This window comes from Tabrizicola sp. (assembly GCF_030694085.1).
Lineage (GTDB): Bacteria > Pseudomonadota > Alphaproteobacteria > Rhodobacterales > Rhodobacteraceae > Tabrizicola.
This window is the reverse complement of sequence record NZ_JAUXZE010000093.1, coordinates 227,479-245,276: the sequence shown is the minus strand read 5'-3', so window position 1 is coordinate 245,276 and position 17,798 is coordinate 227,479. Positions and strand designations below refer to the sequence as shown.

Below are 17,798 nucleotides of genomic sequence, written 5' to 3'. Positions count from 1 at the left end.
GAACCGGCTATTCATCTTCAGTTCATATCGAATCTGCTAGATCAGCCTCATGAAACTTGGGCTAACCATAGTTCTTATATCGATGCTCGCCGCGGCGGGACCCAGCCTTGCGGCCACTGTCCGTGAGCTGGATGCAGCGGAACTGCGTCAGGCGGCGCGTTCGGGCGACATGATCAGTCTCAAGCGCGTGATCGAAGCGGTGGCGCAGTCGACCGGCGGCGAGCCGATCGAAGCGCGCGCGTTCCAGATCGAGGACGTCTTCTACCGGATCGTCCTGAAGAAGGCGAACGGGTCGGTCATCAGCGTCATCATCAATGCCCGCACGGGCGAGCAGGTGGGCAAGAATTCCGCCATCGGCCGTGATCTTGCTGCCGCAGCCGAAGGTGGCAAGGGTAAGGGCAACAAGGGCAAGAGCCAGACTGCCGGGTCCAATGGCAAGACCGGGGGCAATTCCGGTGGTAATAGTGGCGGCGGCAACGGTGGCGGCGGCAACGGTGGTGGCGGCAACGGTGGTGGCGGCGGCAACGGCGGTGGCGGCAAGAACTGATCTTCGCCTTAATTGTTGCCAAATTGGGGTGTAATCCCTGACGCCATGAGAATTCTCCTTGCTGAAGACGAAGTGGTCCTATGTGACCAGATAAAACGGCTCCTTGCTGCCGAGGGCCGGATTGTCGATGTCGCGCATGATGGCCAGGAAGCGGGCTTCCTTGGGGCGACCGAACCTTACGACATGATCATCCTCGACATCGGCTTGCCGATCCGGGACGGGATATCGATCCTGAAGGAATGGCGCGGGAACGGGGTCACGACGCCGGTCCTGATCCTGACGGCGCGGGATGGCTGGTCTGATCGGGTCGATGGCCTGGATGCCGGTGCGGACGATTACCTGACCAAGCCATTCCACCTGCCGGAGCTGGCGGCCCGGGTCCGCGCGGCGTTGCGCAGAAGCTCAGGGCGGACCAATCCGCTGTACGAACGCGACGGCGTGGTGTTTGACACCCGGCATGGGCGGGCGACGGTGCAGGGCGTTCCCGTGGACCTGACCTCGCAGGAGGTCGCGGTGCTCACCTATCTGATCCACAACGCCGGGCGGCTGATCTCGCGCACCGAGTTGTCCGAGCATATCTACGAGTATGACGGGGACCGCGATTCCAACACCATCGCGGTGTTCATCAACCGGCTTCGCAAGAAACTTGGACCGGATCTGATCCAGACCATGCGGGGCCGCGGATACATGATCGACGCCCCCTGATGCTGTCCCTGCGCAAACGGGCGTGGATCAGCGGTGGCATCGCGGCACTGGTATCGCTGACGATCGGGACCTTCCTTTTGTATTCCTTCCTGAACCAGCGGGTCCTGCAGCGCTTCGACAGGGCGCTGTTCGATCGCCACACGCAGATCGTCGTCGCGCTGAACTCGGTATCCGAGGACGCGGGCCAGCTGGGTGATCTCTTGTTCGATCCGGCCTATCAGACGCCTTTTTCCGGTCGTTACTGGCAAGTCACGCGACCGGATGGGCAGATCTTTACTTCGGCATCGCTTCTGGACGCGACATTGCCCGGTCCGGCTGTCGCATCTACGGCGTTGAACATCCTGTCTGCGGCAAACCCCGACGTCGAAGAGGTGCGTCTGGCCCAGCAACTGATCACGCTGGAGGATGGCAGCACCTGGACGGTTGCGGTGGCCGAGACGCTGGCCGAACTGAACGCCGAACGGTTGGAGACACGGCGGAGCCTGGTCGTGGCCTTCGCTCTGGTTGCTGTCATCGGGTTGGCCAGCGTGCTGGTGCAGACGGCGTCCATCGTGCGCCCGCTGGACCGCCTGCGCCGCGACGTGGCACACCGCTGGGACCGCGACGAAGAGTTGAGCGAGGCGGATTACCCCGAGGAAGTCGCCCCCCTGGTTGCCGACATCAACGGCCTGCTGGCGCGCAACCGCGAGATCATCAGCCGGTCGCGTCGGCAAGCGGCGGATCTGGCCCATGCGCTGAAGACGCCAAGCGCGATCCTGCGCAACGAATTGTCAGTGCTGGCCGAGGGCACGCATGACATGGACAAGGCGCTGGAGGCGCTGGACCGGGTGGATGCGCAGCTGGGACGATCTTTGGCGCGGCTTCGGGCGGCAAATTCCGGCGAGGCGACGCAGTCGCGGACCGATCTCAGCCATTCGGTTGGCCGGTTCGGGCGGATGTTCGGCATGCTGGCCGAACGCGAGGGGAAGGCATTTCGCATTGCCTGCGACCCAGGCCTGACGATCAGGATCGATGCGCAAGACATCGAGGAAGTGCTGGGCAACCTTCTGGACAATGCCCTCAAATGGTGCCGGTCGGCGATGTCCTTGACTGTCCGCAAGCGGCCGGCGGGGATCGAGATCCTGATCGAGGATGACGGGCCGGGCATCCCCGAGGCCGACCGCGCCGAAGCGATGCGCTCGGGCGCGCGGCTGGACACCTCGAAGCCGGGCACGGGGCTGGGGCTGGCCATCGCAAGCGACCTGCTGCAGGCCTATGGCGCGACGATCGCGCTGGAGGAGAGCCGGACGCTGGCGGGGCTGGCAGTACGGATCACCCTGCCCCTGCCCCGGGCGCGGCCGTCGAAAAGGGGCTAGGCGGCGGACCGTGCAAGACATGTGTCCACGGTGGACAAAACCTGATTCATATTTAAATTCAATGAATTGCTTGCGGACGTTAGGGGATTGTTAAGATTTCCCGCCACCACCCTGCCCGCCCGAACTGCCGTCACTCCGGCGGCAGGATCAGGACCGCGCGGAAGTCGTTGACGTTGGTCAGCGTCGGCCCGGTCACGACCTGCGAGCCAGCCTTGGCGAACCAGCTATGGGCGTCGTTGCGGGCCAAGGCATCGGCAGCGCCGGGGGTGTGCAGCGTGACAGGGGAGACCAGCGCGCCCGCGACCTCGGCCGCGCCATCGACGCCGTCGGTGTCGCAGGCGAGCGCGTGGATCTGCGAGTGGCCGTCAAGGGCGAGGGCCAGCGCGAGGCAGAACTCGGCGTTGGGACCCCCTACCCCGTCGCCGGTGCGGGTCACGGTCAGCTCTCCGCCGGAAAGCAGAAGGACCGGGCGGTCCCCCGGCTTCAGGCTTGCCGCGATGTCCCTGGCCATCGCGGCCTGATCTCGGGCAACCTCGCGCGCTTCACCCTCGATCCGGTCGCCAAGGGTGCGGACCTTTGCCAGGGGCGCGGCAAGCTCGGCCGCGGCGGCAAGGGACTGGGCGGGGGCGGCATAGATCACGTTTTCGGTGCGTGACAGGCGCGGATCGCCAGGCGGGACGACGCCCGATTGCGCAAGGGCCGCGCGCGCAGAGGTGGGGACCGGGATTGTCCAGCGGTCGAGGATGGCACGGGCATCATCGGCAGTGGTGCCGTCGCCCACGGTGGGGCCGGAGCCGATGAAGGCGGGATCGTCGCCGGGCACATCCGAAATCATCAGCGCAAGCATCCGGGCCGGGTAGGCGGCGGCCGAAAGCTGGCCGCCTTTGACGCAGGACAGGTGCTTCCTGACCGTGTTCATCGCGACGATTGGCGCACCCGAAGCAAGGAGGGCCGCGTTGACCTGCTGCTTTTCAGCCAGCGTCATGCCATCGGCCGGGGCGCAAAGGAGCGCCGAGGCCCCGCCAGAGATGAGGGCCAGGACGAAATCGTCTTCGGTGAGGTCTTCCAGAAGCTTCAGCATCCGTTGGGTCGCATCGACCCCGGCCTGGTCGGGGACCGGGTGGGCGGCACAGACGATCTCGATGCCCTTGCAGGGCCGGGCGTAGCCGTAGCGGGTGATAACGAGGCCCTGGCACGGACCCCAGGCAGATTCCACCGCCTCGGCCATGCGGGCCGAGGCCTTGCCCGCGCCGATAACCAGGACGCGTCCGCTGGGCTTTTCGGGCAGGAAACCGGCAAGCGAGCGCATCGGGTCGGCGACCTCGACCGCACGGTCGAAAAGGCTGCGAAGGAAGTGGGCGGGGTCTGGGATCATCAGCCGATGCTCGACGCGCGGGGGATCAATGTGACGGGTGTAACGGTTTCCGGCGGCGGGCGATGGTCATTTTCCAGCCATTCCAGCACCGTTTCCGCCATCTGCCGCCCGAACCCGGCGATATCACAGCGGACCGAGGACAGGGCGGGATAGGCCTGGGCGCAGTCTTCGATGTCGTCGAAGCCGACGATCTTCAGCGCCGAGCCGACCGGGCGGCCAAGCTCGGTGCAGCCGGTCAGCAGGCCAAGCGCGGTAAGATCATTGAAGCACAGCACGGCGTCGACCGTCGGGTGTTCCTGCACCAGCCAGCGTGCCGCCTCGCGCCCGAAGGCGCGGCCGGGGCGGCCGGGAAGGTGCAGCGGTTGCAGGCCATGGGCGGCGAGGGTGGCCCGGTAGCCCGACATGCGCAGTTGCGTGACCGCCCGGCCTTCAAGGCCGCCGACAAACGCGATGCGCTGCGCGCCCTGGGCCAGAAGGTGTTCGGTCGCAAGGCGACTGCCGGTCGGGTAATCGGGGGCGGCGAAGGGGAAGCGGTCCGAGGCGACGACCTGGCGCAGGACTTGCAGCACCGGGACATTGGCGCGGGCGACGGCGTCGAAGGCGGTCTCGTCGCCATAGGCCGGCGAAACGATCAGGGCCGCGACCCCGTGTTCCAGCATTGCGCCGACGACCTGGGCTTGCAGGGCGGGGTCTTCGTCGGTGTTGGCCAGGACGGTGGCGTAGCCCCTTGCGGAAAGCGCCATCTGCAGCGAGGTGGCGAATTCGGTGAAGAACGGGTTGCGCAGGTCGTTGATCACGACACCGATCAGCCCGGCGTTGGAGGAGCGCAGGTTGGCGGCGGCGCGGTTGTAGACGTAGCCAAGCTGGGCCATCGCGCGGCGGACGTCCTGACGGGTTTCCTCGCGGACCAGCGGGCTTTGTTGCAGGACCAGGCTGACGGTCGATTTGGAGACGCCCGCAAGCGTCGCCACATCGATGATCGTCGGCCGTTTGTCCATCAGTCCTGGTCAATCCCGTGGAGAGAAAGAAGGGTCTTCATCCGCGCTTCTGCCAGATCGGGGCGGGAAAGCAAGCCTGCGGCGTCGGCCAGGCGAAAGACCTGGGCATAGTGGGTGATGTCGCGGCTGGACTGGAAGCCTGCGGGCATGATGAAATGCGACTGGTGGCCGTTCAGCCAGCTGAGGAACGCGATCCCGGCCTTGTAGCAACGAGTGGGGGTACGGAAGATTTCGCGCGACAGCGGGACAGTCGGGGCAAGGAGGCGGTGGTAGGTCGTCGCGTCGCCCTGGGCGAGGGCTTCGAGAGCCTGGGCGGCGGCCGGGGCAATGGCGGCGAAGATACCGAGAAGCGAGTGGGAAAAATGCGTCCCGTCCCCTTCGATCAGTGGCGCGTAGTTGAAGTCGTCGCCGGTGTAGAGGCGGACTCCATTGGGCAGGCGGGCGCGGAAGGCTTCCTCATGGTGTTGGTCGAGGAGGGAGATCTTGATGCCGTCGACCTTGGCGGGGTTTTCCTCGATCAGGGACAGGACGAAGTCGGAGGCCTTGGCCACGTCGGTGCTGCCCCAGTAGCCGGTGAGGGCGGGGTCGAACATAGGGCCGAGCCAGTGGAGGATGACCGGGTCGCGCGCCCCGTCGATCAGACGGCGGTAGACCGTGTGATAGGTGTCCGGCGAGGCGTTGATGGCGGGGAAGGCGCGGGAGGCCATGAGGATGAGCTGGCCTCCGGCGGCCTCGATCGCCTCGGCCTGGGTCATGTAGGCTGACAGGATGGCGTCGGAGGTGGTGAGATCGGCCCTGTGGTCGGTCCCTGCCCCACAGGCCACGCGGGGCTGCATCGGGTGGGCCCTGGCGGCGCGCATGGTCCGCTGGATGAGTTCCAGAGCCGTCGGCCAGTCGACGCCCATGCCGCGTTGGGCGGTGTCCATCGCCTCGGCGAGGTGCAGGCCCTGGTCCCAGAGCTGCTGGCGGAAGTGCAGGGTGGCATCCCAGTCGACGGCGGGGCGGCCGTCCCAGGGGTTCCGCTCGCGCAGGGGGTCGGAAACGACGTGGGCGGCGGCGAAGGCGGTTCGGGTGAGCGGGGTGCGGGGGGCGCGGGGACTGAGGGGGGTGCCGGAGAGCCGGTAGGGTTCCAGGCGGGCGTCGGTGGTGGGGAGGGTCAGCATGGGGTTGCCTCGTGGGCGGAATGGAAATTGAGCGCTGGCGCGCGCGGTTCTTGTCTCGTCGGCGCGCGTTCGCGCTTCTCCTCGGGGCTTGGGGGTTTTCCACCCCCAAACCCCCGGAGGATATTTGGAGCCAGGTGAAAGGCGCTTTTCGAGTGCGATGTCATCGGTCCGGGCCTTCGAGCGGCAGATCAAAGACGAGGATGCCGTTGATGCCGCCTTCTGCCGCGGCAACGAGGGCGGCTCCGACGCGTTTGTGGTCGGGGTGGACCTGGTAGGCGGCGAGAGCGTCCCAGTCGGCGAAGTCGATGGTGAAGCCGTGGAGGTAGCCGCGTTCGATCTTCTCGGGGCTTTCGGAGCGGCCGGAGTGGATGGCCAGGATGCCGGGCAGGTTGAGGGTGTGGAGGTCGGCGAAGATCGCGGCGATGTGGGCATTGGTGACCTCGGGGCGGGCTTTCAGCAGGACGATGTGACGGATCATTTGCGGGCTTCCTTGATGAGGTCGGCGGCTTTTTCGGCGATCATGATGGTGGCGGCGTTGGTGTTGGAGGAAACGACGGTGGGCATGATCGAGGCATCGACGACGCGGAGGGCGTCAATGCCGTTGAAGCGGAGGGTGGGGTCGACGACGGCCTCCATGTCCGCGCCCATGCGGCAGGTGCCGGCGGGATGGTGGTCGGTCTTGGCGTTCTTCACGGCGTAGGCGAAGTAGTCCTTGTCGGTCTTGACCTGCGGTCCCGGCAAGCGTTCGGCGAGTACGAAGTGTTTCAGGGCCGGTTGGCGCATGATCTCTTGTGCGAGCTTGAGGCCCTTGATCGACATCTCGCGGTCGTAGGGGTCTTCCCAGTAGTTCGGGTCGATCAGGGGGGCGGCTTTGGGGTCTTTTGACGCGAGCCGCACCGTGCCTCGGCTGCGGGGGCGCAGGAAGGCGGAGTTCAGGGTAACGCCGCCTTGGGGCATGGCGGCGACGCCGGCCTCGATCCCGGAGCCAAGGCCGAGGTGGAACTGGATGTCGGGGCTGCGGGCGGAGGGGTCGGCGTACCAGAAGCCGCCGGTCTCGAAGAGCGAGGAGGCGACGGGACCTTTGCGGGTCAGCAGGTATTGCAGGCCTGCGAGGGCCGACCAGTGCGGCTTGGCGTAGCGGTCATAGGTGTGCGGGCCGGTACATTCCGCGATCACAAAGAGGTCGAGGTGATCTTGCAGGTTGGCGCCGACCTGCGGCCGGTCGAGGACCACCGGGATGCCGAGGCGTTGCAGATCGTTCGCAGGGCCAATGCCGGAAAGCTGCAGGAGGCGGGGGGAGCCGATGGCGCCAGAGGAGAGGATGACCTCCCCGTTCGTGCGGTGAGTGGTGTCGGTGGTTTCCACGCCGACCGCCCTGCCCTTTTCGACCACGATCCGCAGGACATGCTGGCCGGTCTTCACGGTCAGATTGGGGCGGTTCAGCGCCGGCTTCAGGAAAGCGGTCGAGGTGGAGGACCGGCGATACCAGCGTTGGGTGAGCTGGTAGTAACCGAGGCCGTCCTGCGTCTCGCCGGTGAAGTCGTGGTTGCGGGGGATACCGATCTGGGCCCCGGCGGCGAAGAAAGCCTCGCAGATCGGCAAGGGCGCGCGGGGCTGGCTGACGCCGAGGGGCCCGTCCTTGCCGTGGTAGCGGTTGTCATGGGTGTCGTTCACCTCGGACTTGCGGAAGTAGGGAAGGACGTCCTCATACCCCCAGCCGGGGCAGCCCATCTGACGCCAGTCGTCGTAGTCCTGTGCGTTGCCCCGGGTGTAAAGCTGGGCGTTGATCGAGGAGCCGCCGCCGATCACCTTGGCCTGGGTGTAGCGGATCTGCATGCCCATCATGTGGCGCTGCGGCACGGTCTGCCAGCCCCAGCTTCCGATGCCCTTGGTCATCTTCGCAAAGCCTGCGGGCAGGTGGTAGAACGGGTGACGGTCGCGGCCCCCGGCTTCCAGGAGCAGGACCTTTGCGCTGGAGTCCTCGGTCAGCCGGGCGGCGAGGACGCAGCCTGCCGAGCCGCCGCCAATGATGATGTAGTCGTAGGTCATTGCAGCGCCTTTGTGCGGCCGGGGGATCGGAATTTTCGAAAATTCCGGGCAAAATTCTTCGAAGAATTTTGCGGTGCGCGGGGTGGAGACGGCATGCTTAAAGCCTTTCGATGGAAAGCCCGCCGTCGACGGGGATGACGGCGCCGGTGGCGAAGGCGAGCTGGCCAGTGACGATGGGGACAACGGCCTGACCAATGTCCGACGGCTGGCCCCAGCGGCCTGCGGGGACGAGGCCATCGGCGATGCGGGTGTCGTATTTGTCCTTAACGCCTGCGGTCATGCCCGTGGCGATGATGCCAGGGCGAAGCTCGAAGACACCGATGTTGTGCGGGGCGAGGCGCAGGGCGAGGGTCTGGGCGGCCATCGCGGCGGCGGCCTTGGAGATGCAGTAGTCGGCCCGCTCGGGGCTGGCCATCTGCGCCGAAACGGAGGTGACGAAAGTGATCGAGCGGTAGTGGCGGCTTGCGGTGGCGAGCATCCGTCTGGCGACCTGTTGGGCAAGGAAGAAGGCCCCGCGCAAGTTGATGCCCATGATCCAGTCGAAGTTTTCGGGGGTGAGGTCCAGCATGTCGCCCCGGACCCTGGCGGCCACTCCGGCGTTCTGGATCAGGGCGTCGAGGGAGCCTTGGGTGGCTTCGATGCTGTCCAGGAGTGCCGGAAGGACGGCAACGTTGGAGAGGTCATGCTGGTAGTAGCGGGCCTCGGGACCAAGGGTGTGCAGGGCCTCTATCACAGTCGCGTCCTGAGGGGTGGAACGGGAGGCGATGGCGAGGCGGAAGCCTTGTTGGGCAAGCGCCTGGGCGATGCCGAGGCCGATGCCTTGCTGGCCTCCGGTGACAAGGGCGAGGGGTTTCATGGCAGGGCTTTCGCGATGTGATCGCCCGCGCGGAGGGCGAGGGCGGCGATGGTGAGCGAGGGGTTCACGGCAGCGGAGGTCGGCAGGACCGACGCATCGACGATGTAGAGGTTGTCAAGGTCATGGGCCTTGAGGTTGGGGTCCACGACGGAGGTCCGCGGGTCCGCGCCCATGCGGTTGGTGCCGCATTGGTGCGAGGGTTTGGATTTGGGAAAGCCTCGGGCCAGGGTGATGGGCCAGCCTGCCTTGCGCATGGCTTGCTTGAGCCGCTGGACGAGGAGGTCGTGGGCTTTCGTGTTGGTCTTCTTCCAGTCAAGGACGACTTCGCCATTCCGCCAAAGGACTCGGGAGTTGGGGTCGGGCAGGTCCTCGGACATGGCCATGATGTGGATGGAGTGGTCGGCGATGTGGTGAGACAGCCAGAGCGGGAGGTTTGCCTCGCCCGCAAGGATCGGGCCGGTAATGCGGCCGAGCATCTGGATATTGCCGAGGGGCTCGCAGTTGGGGCCGCCGGTCAGGTAGAAGTCGTTGATCTGGATGGTTTTCTCATAGGTGGTGCGGTTCCGGCGGAAGGGGTTGTAGGCGACCATGCCGGTCAGGTTGTGGTTCATGAAGTTGCGGCCGACCTGGTCGGATTTGTTCGCAAGACCGGTGGGGTGGTCGTCGTTGGCACTGGCGAGGAGGAGGGCGGAGGAGAGGATGGCTCCTGCGGAAAGGACAACGACGGGAGCGGTGAGGGTCTCGCGGGTGCCCTGGCGGTCGACCTCGACCCCGATGACGCGGCGGCCTTCGGAGAGGAGGCGGAGGGCTTTCGTGGAGGTCTGGAGGGTGACGTTGGGGTGTTTGAGGGCGTGAGCCAGGGCGCAGGATTCGGCGTCGGATTTGGCCCCGGTCGTGCAAGGGAAGGCGTCCCAGCCGGTTTTGGCGCGTTTGAGCCAGGCGTCGATGTCGACGCCCAGGGGGAGGGCGGAGACGTGGAGGCCCTGGGCCTGGAAGGCCTGACGGAGGCGTTGGATGTCGGGCTCGTCGGGGACGGGAGGGAAGGGATAAGGGGCGGAATGGGGCGGCTCGGAGGGGTCGTTCGTGACGTCGCCCCGGACGCGGTAGAGGGTTTCGGCCTGGGAATACCAGGGTTCCAGATCGGCGTAGCTGATCGGCCAGCCGGGGGTGGTGCCTTCGATGTGGCGCAAGGGCGCGAAGTCCTCGGCCCGGTAGCGAAGAAGGACGGCGCCGTAGAACTTGGTGTTGCCGCCGACATAGGCGTAGTTGCCGGGGTGCAGGGGCGCCCCCGAGATGTCGCGCCAGGTCTCGTTCGGCTTGAAATGGCCGCGCTGGAAGATGGCGGCGGGGTCGCGGGCCTCGGGGCTATCCTTCAGGCGCTCGCCGCGTTCCAGGATCAGGATGCGGCGGCCGGTGGGGGCCAGGGCGGCGGCGAGGGTCGCGCCGCCCATGCCGGAGCCGATGATGATGATGTCAGGGGTCATTCAGGGGGTGATCCGTTCCTCGGTGGTCGGATCGAAGGCTACAGCCTTTTCCATGTTCACTGCGAACTCGAATGTCTGCCCGGCAGCGACAGCGGCGTCGGCGCGCATCCGGGCGATGGTGTCGCGGCCCGAGAGGGTCATGGTGACGAAGGTGTCGGAGCCTGCGGGTTCGGTGACGGTGACGCGGTTGGTCAGGGGCTGGATGTTGCCGGACTTGCGGTCAGCGCCTTCGGGGTCGGTGATCGCCTCGGGGCGGATGCCGAGGAGGATGGGCTTGCCCTCCCACCGGGCGAGGTTGGGTTGGGAGAAACGGAGGTTGCGCGGGGTGCCGTCGGCGTCGGTGATCGCGGCGTGGGGGTGGCCGTTTTCCATGACGACGGTGGCGGGGACGATGTTCATGGCAGGCGAGCCCATGAAGGTGGCGACGAACAGGTTCGACGGTGTGTCGTAAATTTCCTTCGGGGTGCCAAGCTGCTGGACGTGGCCCTTGTTCATCACCGCGATGCGGGTTGACAGGGTCAGCGCCTCGATCTGGTCGTGGGTGACGTAGACGATGGTGGTGCGCAGCTTCTGGTGCAGCTTCTTGATCTCGGTCCGCATGTCGACGCGGAGCTTGGCGTCGAGGTTGGAGAGCGGTTCGTCGAAGAGGAAGACGTCGGGGTTCCGCACCAAGGCGCGCCCCATCGCGACGCGCTGGCGTTGGCCGCCGGAGAGCTGGCCGGGTTTGCGGTCGAGGAGGGTCTCGATCTGCAGGAGTTTGGCGACGTCGGCCAGCGCGCGGTCACGTTCGGGCTTCGGGACGCCGTGCATTTCAAGGCCGAAGGTCATGTTCTGGCCGACGGTCATGTTGGGATATAAAGCGTAGGACTGGAATACCATCGCGATGTTGCGCTTTGACGGATGGACCCCGTTCACCACGCGGCCCTTGATTGCGATCTCGCCGCCCGAGATGCCTTCCAGCCCGGCGATCATGTTCAGCAGCGTGGATTTCCCGCAGCCCGAGGGGCCGACGAGGACCAGGAACTCGCCCTCCTCGACCGCGATGTCGATGCGGTGCAGGACCTGGACCGGCCCGTAGGATTTGGTGACGTTGCGGATGTCGAGAAAGCCCATTTTGGTCCTCATGTTTTGGTGGCCCCATCCCACGGGAGGGAGGGATGGGGCCGTTGCCTTACCGGGCCGCCGCAATGGCGTCGGCAAGGGCGGTTGCGGCCTCTTCGGGGGTCTGATCCGAGTTGAAGAAGGCGGTGATGGCGTCGGTTGCGGCCCCCACGACAGCAGCGTTGGCGGCGTGGGTTCCCGCGAAGGTAGGGACGGCGGTGCCTGCGGCGTCGTTGGTCTTGAGGGCTACGGAGGTGGCTTGCGCACAGGCGTCCATCGCCGCAAGGTCGATGTCGGTGCGGGCCGGGATCGCACCCTTGGCCTGATTGAAGGCGATCTGGACGGCGGGGTCCATGATGGCGCTGGCAAGCACTTCCTGACCCTTGATCAGGTCGGGGTCGCTCTGGGTAAATAGGCTGAGCGAGTTTACCAGATAGACGAAGGCATCGCCCTTGGCTTTCGGCACGGGGATGCAGGCGTAGTCGTCGCCAGGCTTCTTGCCTGCGTTGGTGAATTCGCCCTTGGCCCAGTCGCCCATGATCTGCATCGCGGCCTCGCCGTTGATGACCATCGCCGAGGCGAGGTTCCAGTCGCGGCCTGGGGCGTTGGGGTCGACCATGCGACGCAGTTCGGCCATTTCGGCGAAGACGGCGACCATTTCGGGGCCGCGCAGGGTGGCGTCGTCGAGGTCGATCAGGGCCTTGCGGTAGGTCTCGGCGCCAAGGATGCCAGAGGCGACGGCTTCGAACATGTAGGCCTCTTGCCAGGCCTGTCCGCCGTGGGCGAGCGGGATGATCCCGGCCTCCACGAACTTTGGCGCAAGGGCGTTCAGTTCTTCCCAGGTCGTCGGATAGGCCGCGCCGATCTTGTCGAAGGCGGCCTTGGAGGCCCAGATCATGTCGGTGCGGTGGACGTTGGTCGGCACGGAAACGTAGTGGCCGTCGATCTTGGTCCAGTCCTTGACCGCCTGCGGCAGGGCGGCGTCCCAGCCTTGGGTTTCGGCCAGAGCGTCCACGTTGCCCAGCATCCCCTCGGCGGCCCAGTCGGTGATCGTCTGGCCCAGCATCAGCATGGCAGCGGGCGGGTTGCCGCTGGCGATGCGGGCCTGAAGCGCAGTCTTGGCTTGGTCGCCACCACCGCCCGCGACTGGCGCGTCGGTCCAGATGACGCCCTCGGCTACGACCTTGTCGCGGACGGCCCCAAGGGCGGCGGCCTCGCCGCCGCTGGTCCAGAAGTGCATGACCTCGACCGAAGGGTCGGCGCAGGCGGGGGTCGCGAGGATTAGGGCAGTTATGGACAAGGCTCTCATATGCAGTAATCCTTCCGGTGTTCGCCCTTGTTGGTCGTGAAAGCGGGCTTGGGTTGAACAAAGACCGTCGGGCGGTTGCCGCCGCCCGACGGTCGGCCTTACCCCTTCACTGACCCCGCCATCAGCCCGCGCACGAAGTAGCGGCCTGCGACGATGTAGACGATCAGGGTGGGAAGGGCGGCAAGGATCGCGCCCGCGAAGTGGACGTTGTATTCCTTAACGCCGGTCGAGGATTGGACGAGGTTGTTGAGTGCGACTGTCATCGGCTGGCTGGTGCCGCCGAAGCTGACGCCGAAAAGGAAGTCGTTCCAGATGTTGGTGAATTGCCAGATGACCGAGACGACGGCGATGGGGCCGGAGACCGGGAGCAGGATGCGCCAGAAGATGCGGAAGAACCCTGCCCCGTCGATCATCGCGGCGCGGACAAGCTCGGTAGGGAACGACGCGTAGTAGTTGCGGAAGTAAAGCGTGGTGAAGCCGATCCCGTAGACGACGTGGACAAGGATCAGTCCGGGGACGGTGCCTGCGAGGCCAAGCTTGCCCAGGACCACGGCCATCGGGATCAGGACGATCTGGAACGGGATGAAGCAGGAGAACAGCATCAGCCCGAAGACCCAGGTATCGCCCCGGAAGCGCCATTTGGTCAGCACATAGCCGTTCAGCGCACCGACGATGGTGCTGATCGCAACGGCTGGCACGACCATGAGGATCGAGTTGAGGAAATAGGGCTTTAGGCCCGTCGGTTCGACCCCGATCTGGGCGGTGGACCAGGCGGACCGCCAGGGGTCCAGCGTCCACTCGGACGGCAGCGCCATCATGTTGCCGCCAGTGATCTCGGCCAGGGGTTTCAGGGAATTCACCCCCATCACGTAAAGCGGCAGCAGGTAGAACAGCGCAAAGAGGAGGAGCGTGAGGTAGATCAGCGCCCGCGTCGCGCGGCCGGTGGAGACGGCGGTGTCTTGCGTGGCGACGCTCATGCCTTCTTCTCCTTCAGCTCGGCGTAAAGGTAGGGGACCATGATCGCGGCGATGGTCATGAGCATGATCACGGCGGAGGAGGCGCCGATGCCCATCTGGTTGCGGGTGAAGGTGTAGGAATACATGAAGGTCGCGGGCATCTCGGTCGCCCGTCCCGGCCCGCCGCCCGTCAGCGCGATGACCAGGTCGTAGGACTTGATCGCGAGGTGCGACAGGATCACGAAGGCGGACAGGAAGGCCGGGCGCAAGAGCGGAATGACGATCCGCCGGTAAAGCTGCCAGTTCGACGCGCCGTCGATCTGGGCGGCTTTCAGGATCTCGTTGTCGATGCCGCGCAGGCCGGCCAGGAACATCGCCATCACGAAGCCACTGGTCTGCCAGACGGCCGCGATGACGATGGTGTAAAGCGCCATCTGGCTGTCCTTGATCCAGGTGAAGGTGAAGCTTTCCCAGCCCCACCCCTGCATGATCCGTTGCAGCCCGATGCCGGGGTCGAGAAACCATTTCCAGGCCGTGCCGGTGACGATGAAGCTGAGAGCCATCGGGTAAAGGTAGATCGGTCGCAGCACGCCCTCGCCCCGGATCTTCTGGTCCAGAAAGATCGCCAGCATCAGGCCGATCACGGTGCAGATGACGATGTAAAGCGTGGCGAAGATGGCGATGTTGGTGATCGCGGTGGTCCAGGCGGGCAGCGCGAACAGCTTCTGGTAGTTCTCGAACCCCACCCAGTCATAGCGGGGCAGCATCTTGGACCCGGTGAAGGACAGGACCACGGTGAAAAGGATGAAGCCGTAGACGAAAAGCAGGGTCACCGCGAACGAGGGCGCAAGCACCAGCTTCGGCAGCCAGTTCTGTAGCGTTGTGCGGAAATCGGCCTCGGTGCTGGCCATCTTGTCCCTCCCCTTTTGTTCTGGTGGCCAAAATCCTTGGGCAAGGATTTTGACAAATTCCTTGCTTAAGGAATTTGGTGCGGGGGGCAGCGCGGTGCCGCCCCCCGCCAAAGGCTTACTGCGCGGCGGCGACGGCTTCGGCCAGCGCGGCAGCGGCAGCGGCCCCGTCGGCATACTCGCCGTTGAAAGCCGCGGTGATCACGTCATAGGTCGCGTTCTTCACCGAGGCCGGGGCCGCGTGGCCATGTGCCATCGAGCCGAAAAGTGTGCCCGAGCTGTTTGCCTCGGCCAGGTCGGCCATGCCCTTCTTGCCGCAGTCATCGAAAGCGTCGTTTGACACGTCGGTCCGCGCCGGGACGGACCCTTTGACCACGTTGAACGCCGACTGGAAGGCCGGATCCATGATCGCGGACGCCATCGCAGCCTGGGCATCCTTGGCGGCATCCGACCCCACGTTGAACATCGCGAACTGGTCGGAATTGAAGGTCACCGCCCCTTGCGTGCCGGGGAAGCGGATGCAGACGAAGTCGGTGCCGGGGACCTTGCCGGCCTTCAGGAACTCGCCCTTGGCCCAGTCGCCCATCATCTGCATGCCCGCTTCGCCGTTGATCACCATGGCAGAGGCGAGGTTCCAGTCGCGGCCCGAGAAGTTGGCGTCGACATAGGTGCTCAGCTTGATCAGGCGGTTGAAGGCTTCCGCCATCTGCTCACCGCCCAGCGCCGCCGGGTCAAGGTCGATGAAGGCCGCCTTGTAGAAGTCGGTGCCCATGCCCAGCACGATTCCGTCGAATACGGTCGCGTCCTGCCAGGCCTGGCCGCCGTGGCCCAGCGGCGTGATCCCGGCTTCCTTCATCTTGTCGAGGACCGCGACCAGGTCTTCCCAGGTCGCAGGCTCGCCAAGGCCGGTCGCATCAAGCGCTGCCTTGTTGATCCAGACCCAGTTGGTCGAGTGGACGTTGACCGGCGCCGCGATCCACTTGCCGTCGGACTTCGAGAAGCCCTGCAGCGCTGCCGGAACCACGGCATCCCAGCCTTCGGCGGTGGCAACTTCGGTCAGATCGCCCAGCGCACCCTCGCCAGCCCAGTCCAGGATGTCGAAGCCCAGCATCTGCACTGCGGTCGGCGGGTCGCCGGCCGTGACGCGGGCACGCAGCGCAGTCATCGCCGCCTCGCCGCCGCCCCCGGCGACGGGCATGTCGACCCAGCCGATCGACTTGGTGCCAAGGTCGTCCTTCAGCACGTTCAGCGCGGCCGCCTCGCCGCCCGAGGTCCACCAGTGCAGGACCTCAACATCCTCGGCCATCGCAAGCGAGGTGGACATCACCAGCGCGGCGGTTGCAGTCAGGGTTTTTCCGAAAAGGCGCATTTGGTTTCCTCCCATTTGGTGCGCGTATCTTGCCCGCCGTTCAGCGGGGTCTTACCCAAGGCGCACGGGTGCGGCCGATCCGCATGACGAGCGACTTGATCTCCATGAATTCGTCGAGGCCCTGGCGACCGATTTCGCGGCCAAGGCCAGACTGCTTGACGCCCCCGAAGGTCACTTCTGGGAAGCCATCCATCCAGGTGTTGGTCCAGACCGTCCCGGCCTGAGCGCCGCGGGCGAAGGTCAGGCAGGTGTGTATGTTCTCGCTCCACACGCCCGCCGACAGGCCGTAATCGGCGTCGTTCACCAGATGCAGCGCCTCGTCCAGGGTGCGGAAGGTCAGGACGGTCAGGACCGGACCGAAGACCTCCTCCCGAGCGATGGCCATGTCAGGGGTGACGTTGGTCACGATCGTGGGCTGGTAGAACTGGGGGCCAAGACCGGGGACCTGCAGTGCAGCACCGCCGAGGGCGACCGTGGCACCAGCTTTGCGGGCGGCGGTGACATAGGCATCGATCTTGGCGCCGTGGTCGCGGCTGACGATGGCCCCAACTTGCGTCGCGGGGTCGAGCGGGTCGCCGAAGGCCACCCGGCGCGACAGTTCGACGACGCGCGCGGTGAAGGGCTTGGCGATGTCTTCGTGGACGATGATCCGGCTGCCGGAGTTGCAGCACTGGCCGGTGTTGAAATAGACGCCGAAAACCACGGCATCGGCGGCGGCGCCGAGGTCGGCGTCGGGGAAGATCACCTGCGGGTTCTTGCCACCGAGTTCAAGGGCGACCTTCTTCAGCGTGCCCGAGGCCGCTGCTGCGATCCCGCGCCCCACGGCGGTCGAGCCGGTGAAGGTCACCATGTCGACGCGGGGGTCCTGGGCCAGCGTCGCGCCGACGGGCTGGCCGTAGCCGAGGACGATGTTCACGACACCCGCCGGAAGGCCCGCTTCGATCAGCAGCTCACCAAGGATCACCGTGGTGGACGGGGTAAGTTCGGAGGGTTTGACGACACAGGTGCAGCCTGCGGCAAGAGCGAAGGGCAGCTTTTGGGACAGAATCCAGAACGGGAAATTCCAGGGCGTGATGATCGAGACGACACCGATTGGTTCCTTGAGGACCACGGCGAGCATGTCCGGTCCCAGGGAGTTGTGGCTGTCGCCGTGCAGCGTCCGGGCCAGCGCGGCGGCATAGCGCCAAAGGTCGGCGGCGCCTGTGATCTCTCCCCGGGATTGCGTGATGGGCTTGCCGGACTCCAGTGTCTCGATCAGGGCCATGCGGTCCGCGTTCGCCTCGATCAGGTCGGCGACTTTCAGAAGGACGGTGGCGCGCGCCTTGCCGGACAGCGCGCTCCAGCGACCATCGTCGAAGGCGCTGCGGGCGGCGGCGATCGCAAGTTCGGCAATTTGGATCGTTCCAATCGGCGCGCGGCTGACCACAGTGCCATGCGAGGGGGAGAGACGCTCGATCCAGCCCGAGTCCCCGTCCCGGGCTTGACCCGGGACCTCGGGGGTGACGGCGGAGGTCCCGGGTCCAGTCCTGGACGGGGTAAACACGCCATCGATCAAGTGCCGGTTGATCCGCACCTCGGGAAGGGTCGCGCCGCTGGCGGGGATCACAGTCAGGTCAAGCATCC

16 protein-coding genes are annotated in these 17,798 nt (G+C 65.9%); 3 read left to right on the top strand and 13 right to left on the bottom strand.

Going from position 1 to position 17,798, the window contains the following annotated elements; translation table 11 throughout:
- Window positions 1-49: 49 nt before the first annotated feature.
- Genes Q8M85_RS22240 through Q8M85_RS22230 form a run of 3 tightly spaced genes read left to right on the top strand, consistent with a single transcriptional unit; the run spans window position 50 to window position 2,607 of the window.
- Window positions 50-547, top strand: coding sequence for a PepSY domain-containing protein (locus Q8M85_RS22240; RefSeq protein ID WP_305548884.1), 498 nt, complete (start codon window positions 50-52; stop codon window positions 545-547).
- Window positions 548-592: 45 nt separating this feature from the next.
- The gene (locus Q8M85_RS22235; RefSeq protein ID WP_305548881.1) at window positions 593-1,252 is read left to right on the top strand and encodes a response regulator transcription factor; all 660 of its coding nucleotides are present in this window, start codon (window positions 593-595) and stop codon (window positions 1,250-1,252) included.
- A complete protein-coding gene (locus tag Q8M85_RS22230) occupies window positions 1,252-2,607 on the top strand; it encodes a sensor histidine kinase (protein ID WP_305548878.1) in 1,356 nt (451 codons plus the stop codon). Before Q8M85_RS22235 ends, Q8M85_RS22230 begins: the two co-directional genes overlap by 1 nt.
- Before the next feature lie 130 nt (window positions 2,608-2,737).
- On the opposite strand, the gene Q8M85_RS22225 is transcribed toward Q8M85_RS22230, so the two are convergent.
- The 13 genes from Q8M85_RS22225 to Q8M85_RS22165 all read right to left on the bottom strand — a co-directional run bounded on the left by Q8M85_RS22225 (window position 2,738) and on the right by Q8M85_RS22165 (window position 17,796).
- Window positions 2,738-3,982, bottom strand: coding sequence for a glycerate kinase (locus tag Q8M85_RS22225; RefSeq protein ID WP_305548875.1), 1,245 nt, complete (start codon window positions 3,980-3,982; stop codon window positions 2,738-2,740).
- A complete protein-coding gene (locus Q8M85_RS22220; RefSeq protein WP_305548872.1) occupies window positions 3,982-4,980 on the bottom strand; it encodes a LacI family DNA-binding transcriptional regulator in 999 nt (332 codons plus the stop codon). Before Q8M85_RS22220 ends, Q8M85_RS22225 begins: the two co-directional genes overlap by 1 nt.
- A complete protein-coding gene (locus Q8M85_RS22215) occupies window positions 4,980-6,143 on the bottom strand; it encodes a dihydrodipicolinate synthase family protein (RefSeq protein WP_305548869.1) in 1,164 nt (387 codons plus the stop codon). The genes Q8M85_RS22220 and Q8M85_RS22215 overlap by 1 nt, the downstream gene beginning before the upstream one ends.
- A 160-nt stretch (window positions 6,144-6,303) precedes the next feature.
- Window positions 6,304-6,621 carry a Dabb family protein gene (locus Q8M85_RS22210; RefSeq protein ID WP_305548866.1) on the bottom strand — a complete coding sequence of 106 codons (318 nt, stop codon included), beginning with the start codon at window positions 6,619-6,621 and terminating at the stop codon, window positions 6,304-6,306.
- Window positions 6,618-8,192 (bottom strand): GMC family oxidoreductase, encoded by a 1,575-nt coding sequence (locus Q8M85_RS22205; protein WP_305548863.1) that lies wholly within the window; start codon window positions 8,190-8,192, stop codon window positions 6,618-6,620. Before Q8M85_RS22205 ends, Q8M85_RS22210 begins: the two co-directional genes overlap by 4 nt.
- Window positions 8,193-8,289: 97 nt before the next feature.
- Entirely contained in the window at window positions 8,290-9,048 is a 759-nt protein-coding gene (locus Q8M85_RS22200) for a 3-ketoacyl-ACP reductase (protein WP_305548860.1), read from the bottom strand.
- Window positions 9,045-10,532, bottom strand: a complete 1,488-nt coding sequence (locus Q8M85_RS22195; RefSeq protein WP_305548857.1) for a GMC oxidoreductase — start codon at window positions 10,530-10,532, stop codon at window positions 9,045-9,047. Before Q8M85_RS22195 ends, Q8M85_RS22200 begins: the two co-directional genes overlap by 4 nt.
- Window positions 10,533-11,645, bottom strand: coding sequence for an ABC transporter ATP-binding protein (locus Q8M85_RS22190; protein WP_305548854.1), 1,113 nt, complete (start codon window positions 11,643-11,645; stop codon window positions 10,533-10,535).
- A 58-nt stretch (window positions 11,646-11,703) separates the two neighbouring features.
- Window positions 11,704-12,942 carry an ABC transporter substrate-binding protein gene (locus Q8M85_RS22185; protein WP_305548851.1) on the bottom strand — a complete coding sequence of 413 codons (1,239 nt, stop codon included), beginning with the start codon at window positions 12,940-12,942 and terminating at the stop codon, window positions 11,704-11,706.
- Window positions 12,943-13,040: 98 nt separating this feature from the next.
- Window positions 13,041-13,919, bottom strand: coding sequence for a carbohydrate ABC transporter permease (locus Q8M85_RS22180; protein WP_305548848.1), 879 nt, complete (start codon window positions 13,917-13,919; stop codon window positions 13,041-13,043).
- Complete coding sequence (locus Q8M85_RS22175; protein WP_305548846.1) at window positions 13,916-14,809, bottom strand: carbohydrate ABC transporter permease; 894 nt, start codon at window positions 14,807-14,809, stop codon at window positions 13,916-13,918. The genes Q8M85_RS22180 and Q8M85_RS22175 overlap by 4 nt, the downstream gene beginning before the upstream one ends.
- Before the next feature lie 115 nt (window positions 14,810-14,924).
- Window positions 14,925-16,175: an ABC transporter substrate-binding protein gene (locus tag Q8M85_RS22170; protein WP_305548843.1), complete on the bottom strand. Its 1,251-nt coding sequence runs from the start codon at window positions 16,173-16,175 to the stop codon at window positions 14,925-14,927.
- A 40-nt stretch (window positions 16,176-16,215) separates the two neighbouring features.
- On the bottom strand, window positions 16,216-17,796 hold the full coding sequence (locus Q8M85_RS22165; protein WP_305548840.1) for an aldehyde dehydrogenase family protein: 1,581 nt from the start codon (window positions 17,794-17,796) through the stop codon (window positions 16,216-16,218).
- Window positions 17,797-17,798: the final 2 nt, after the last annotated feature.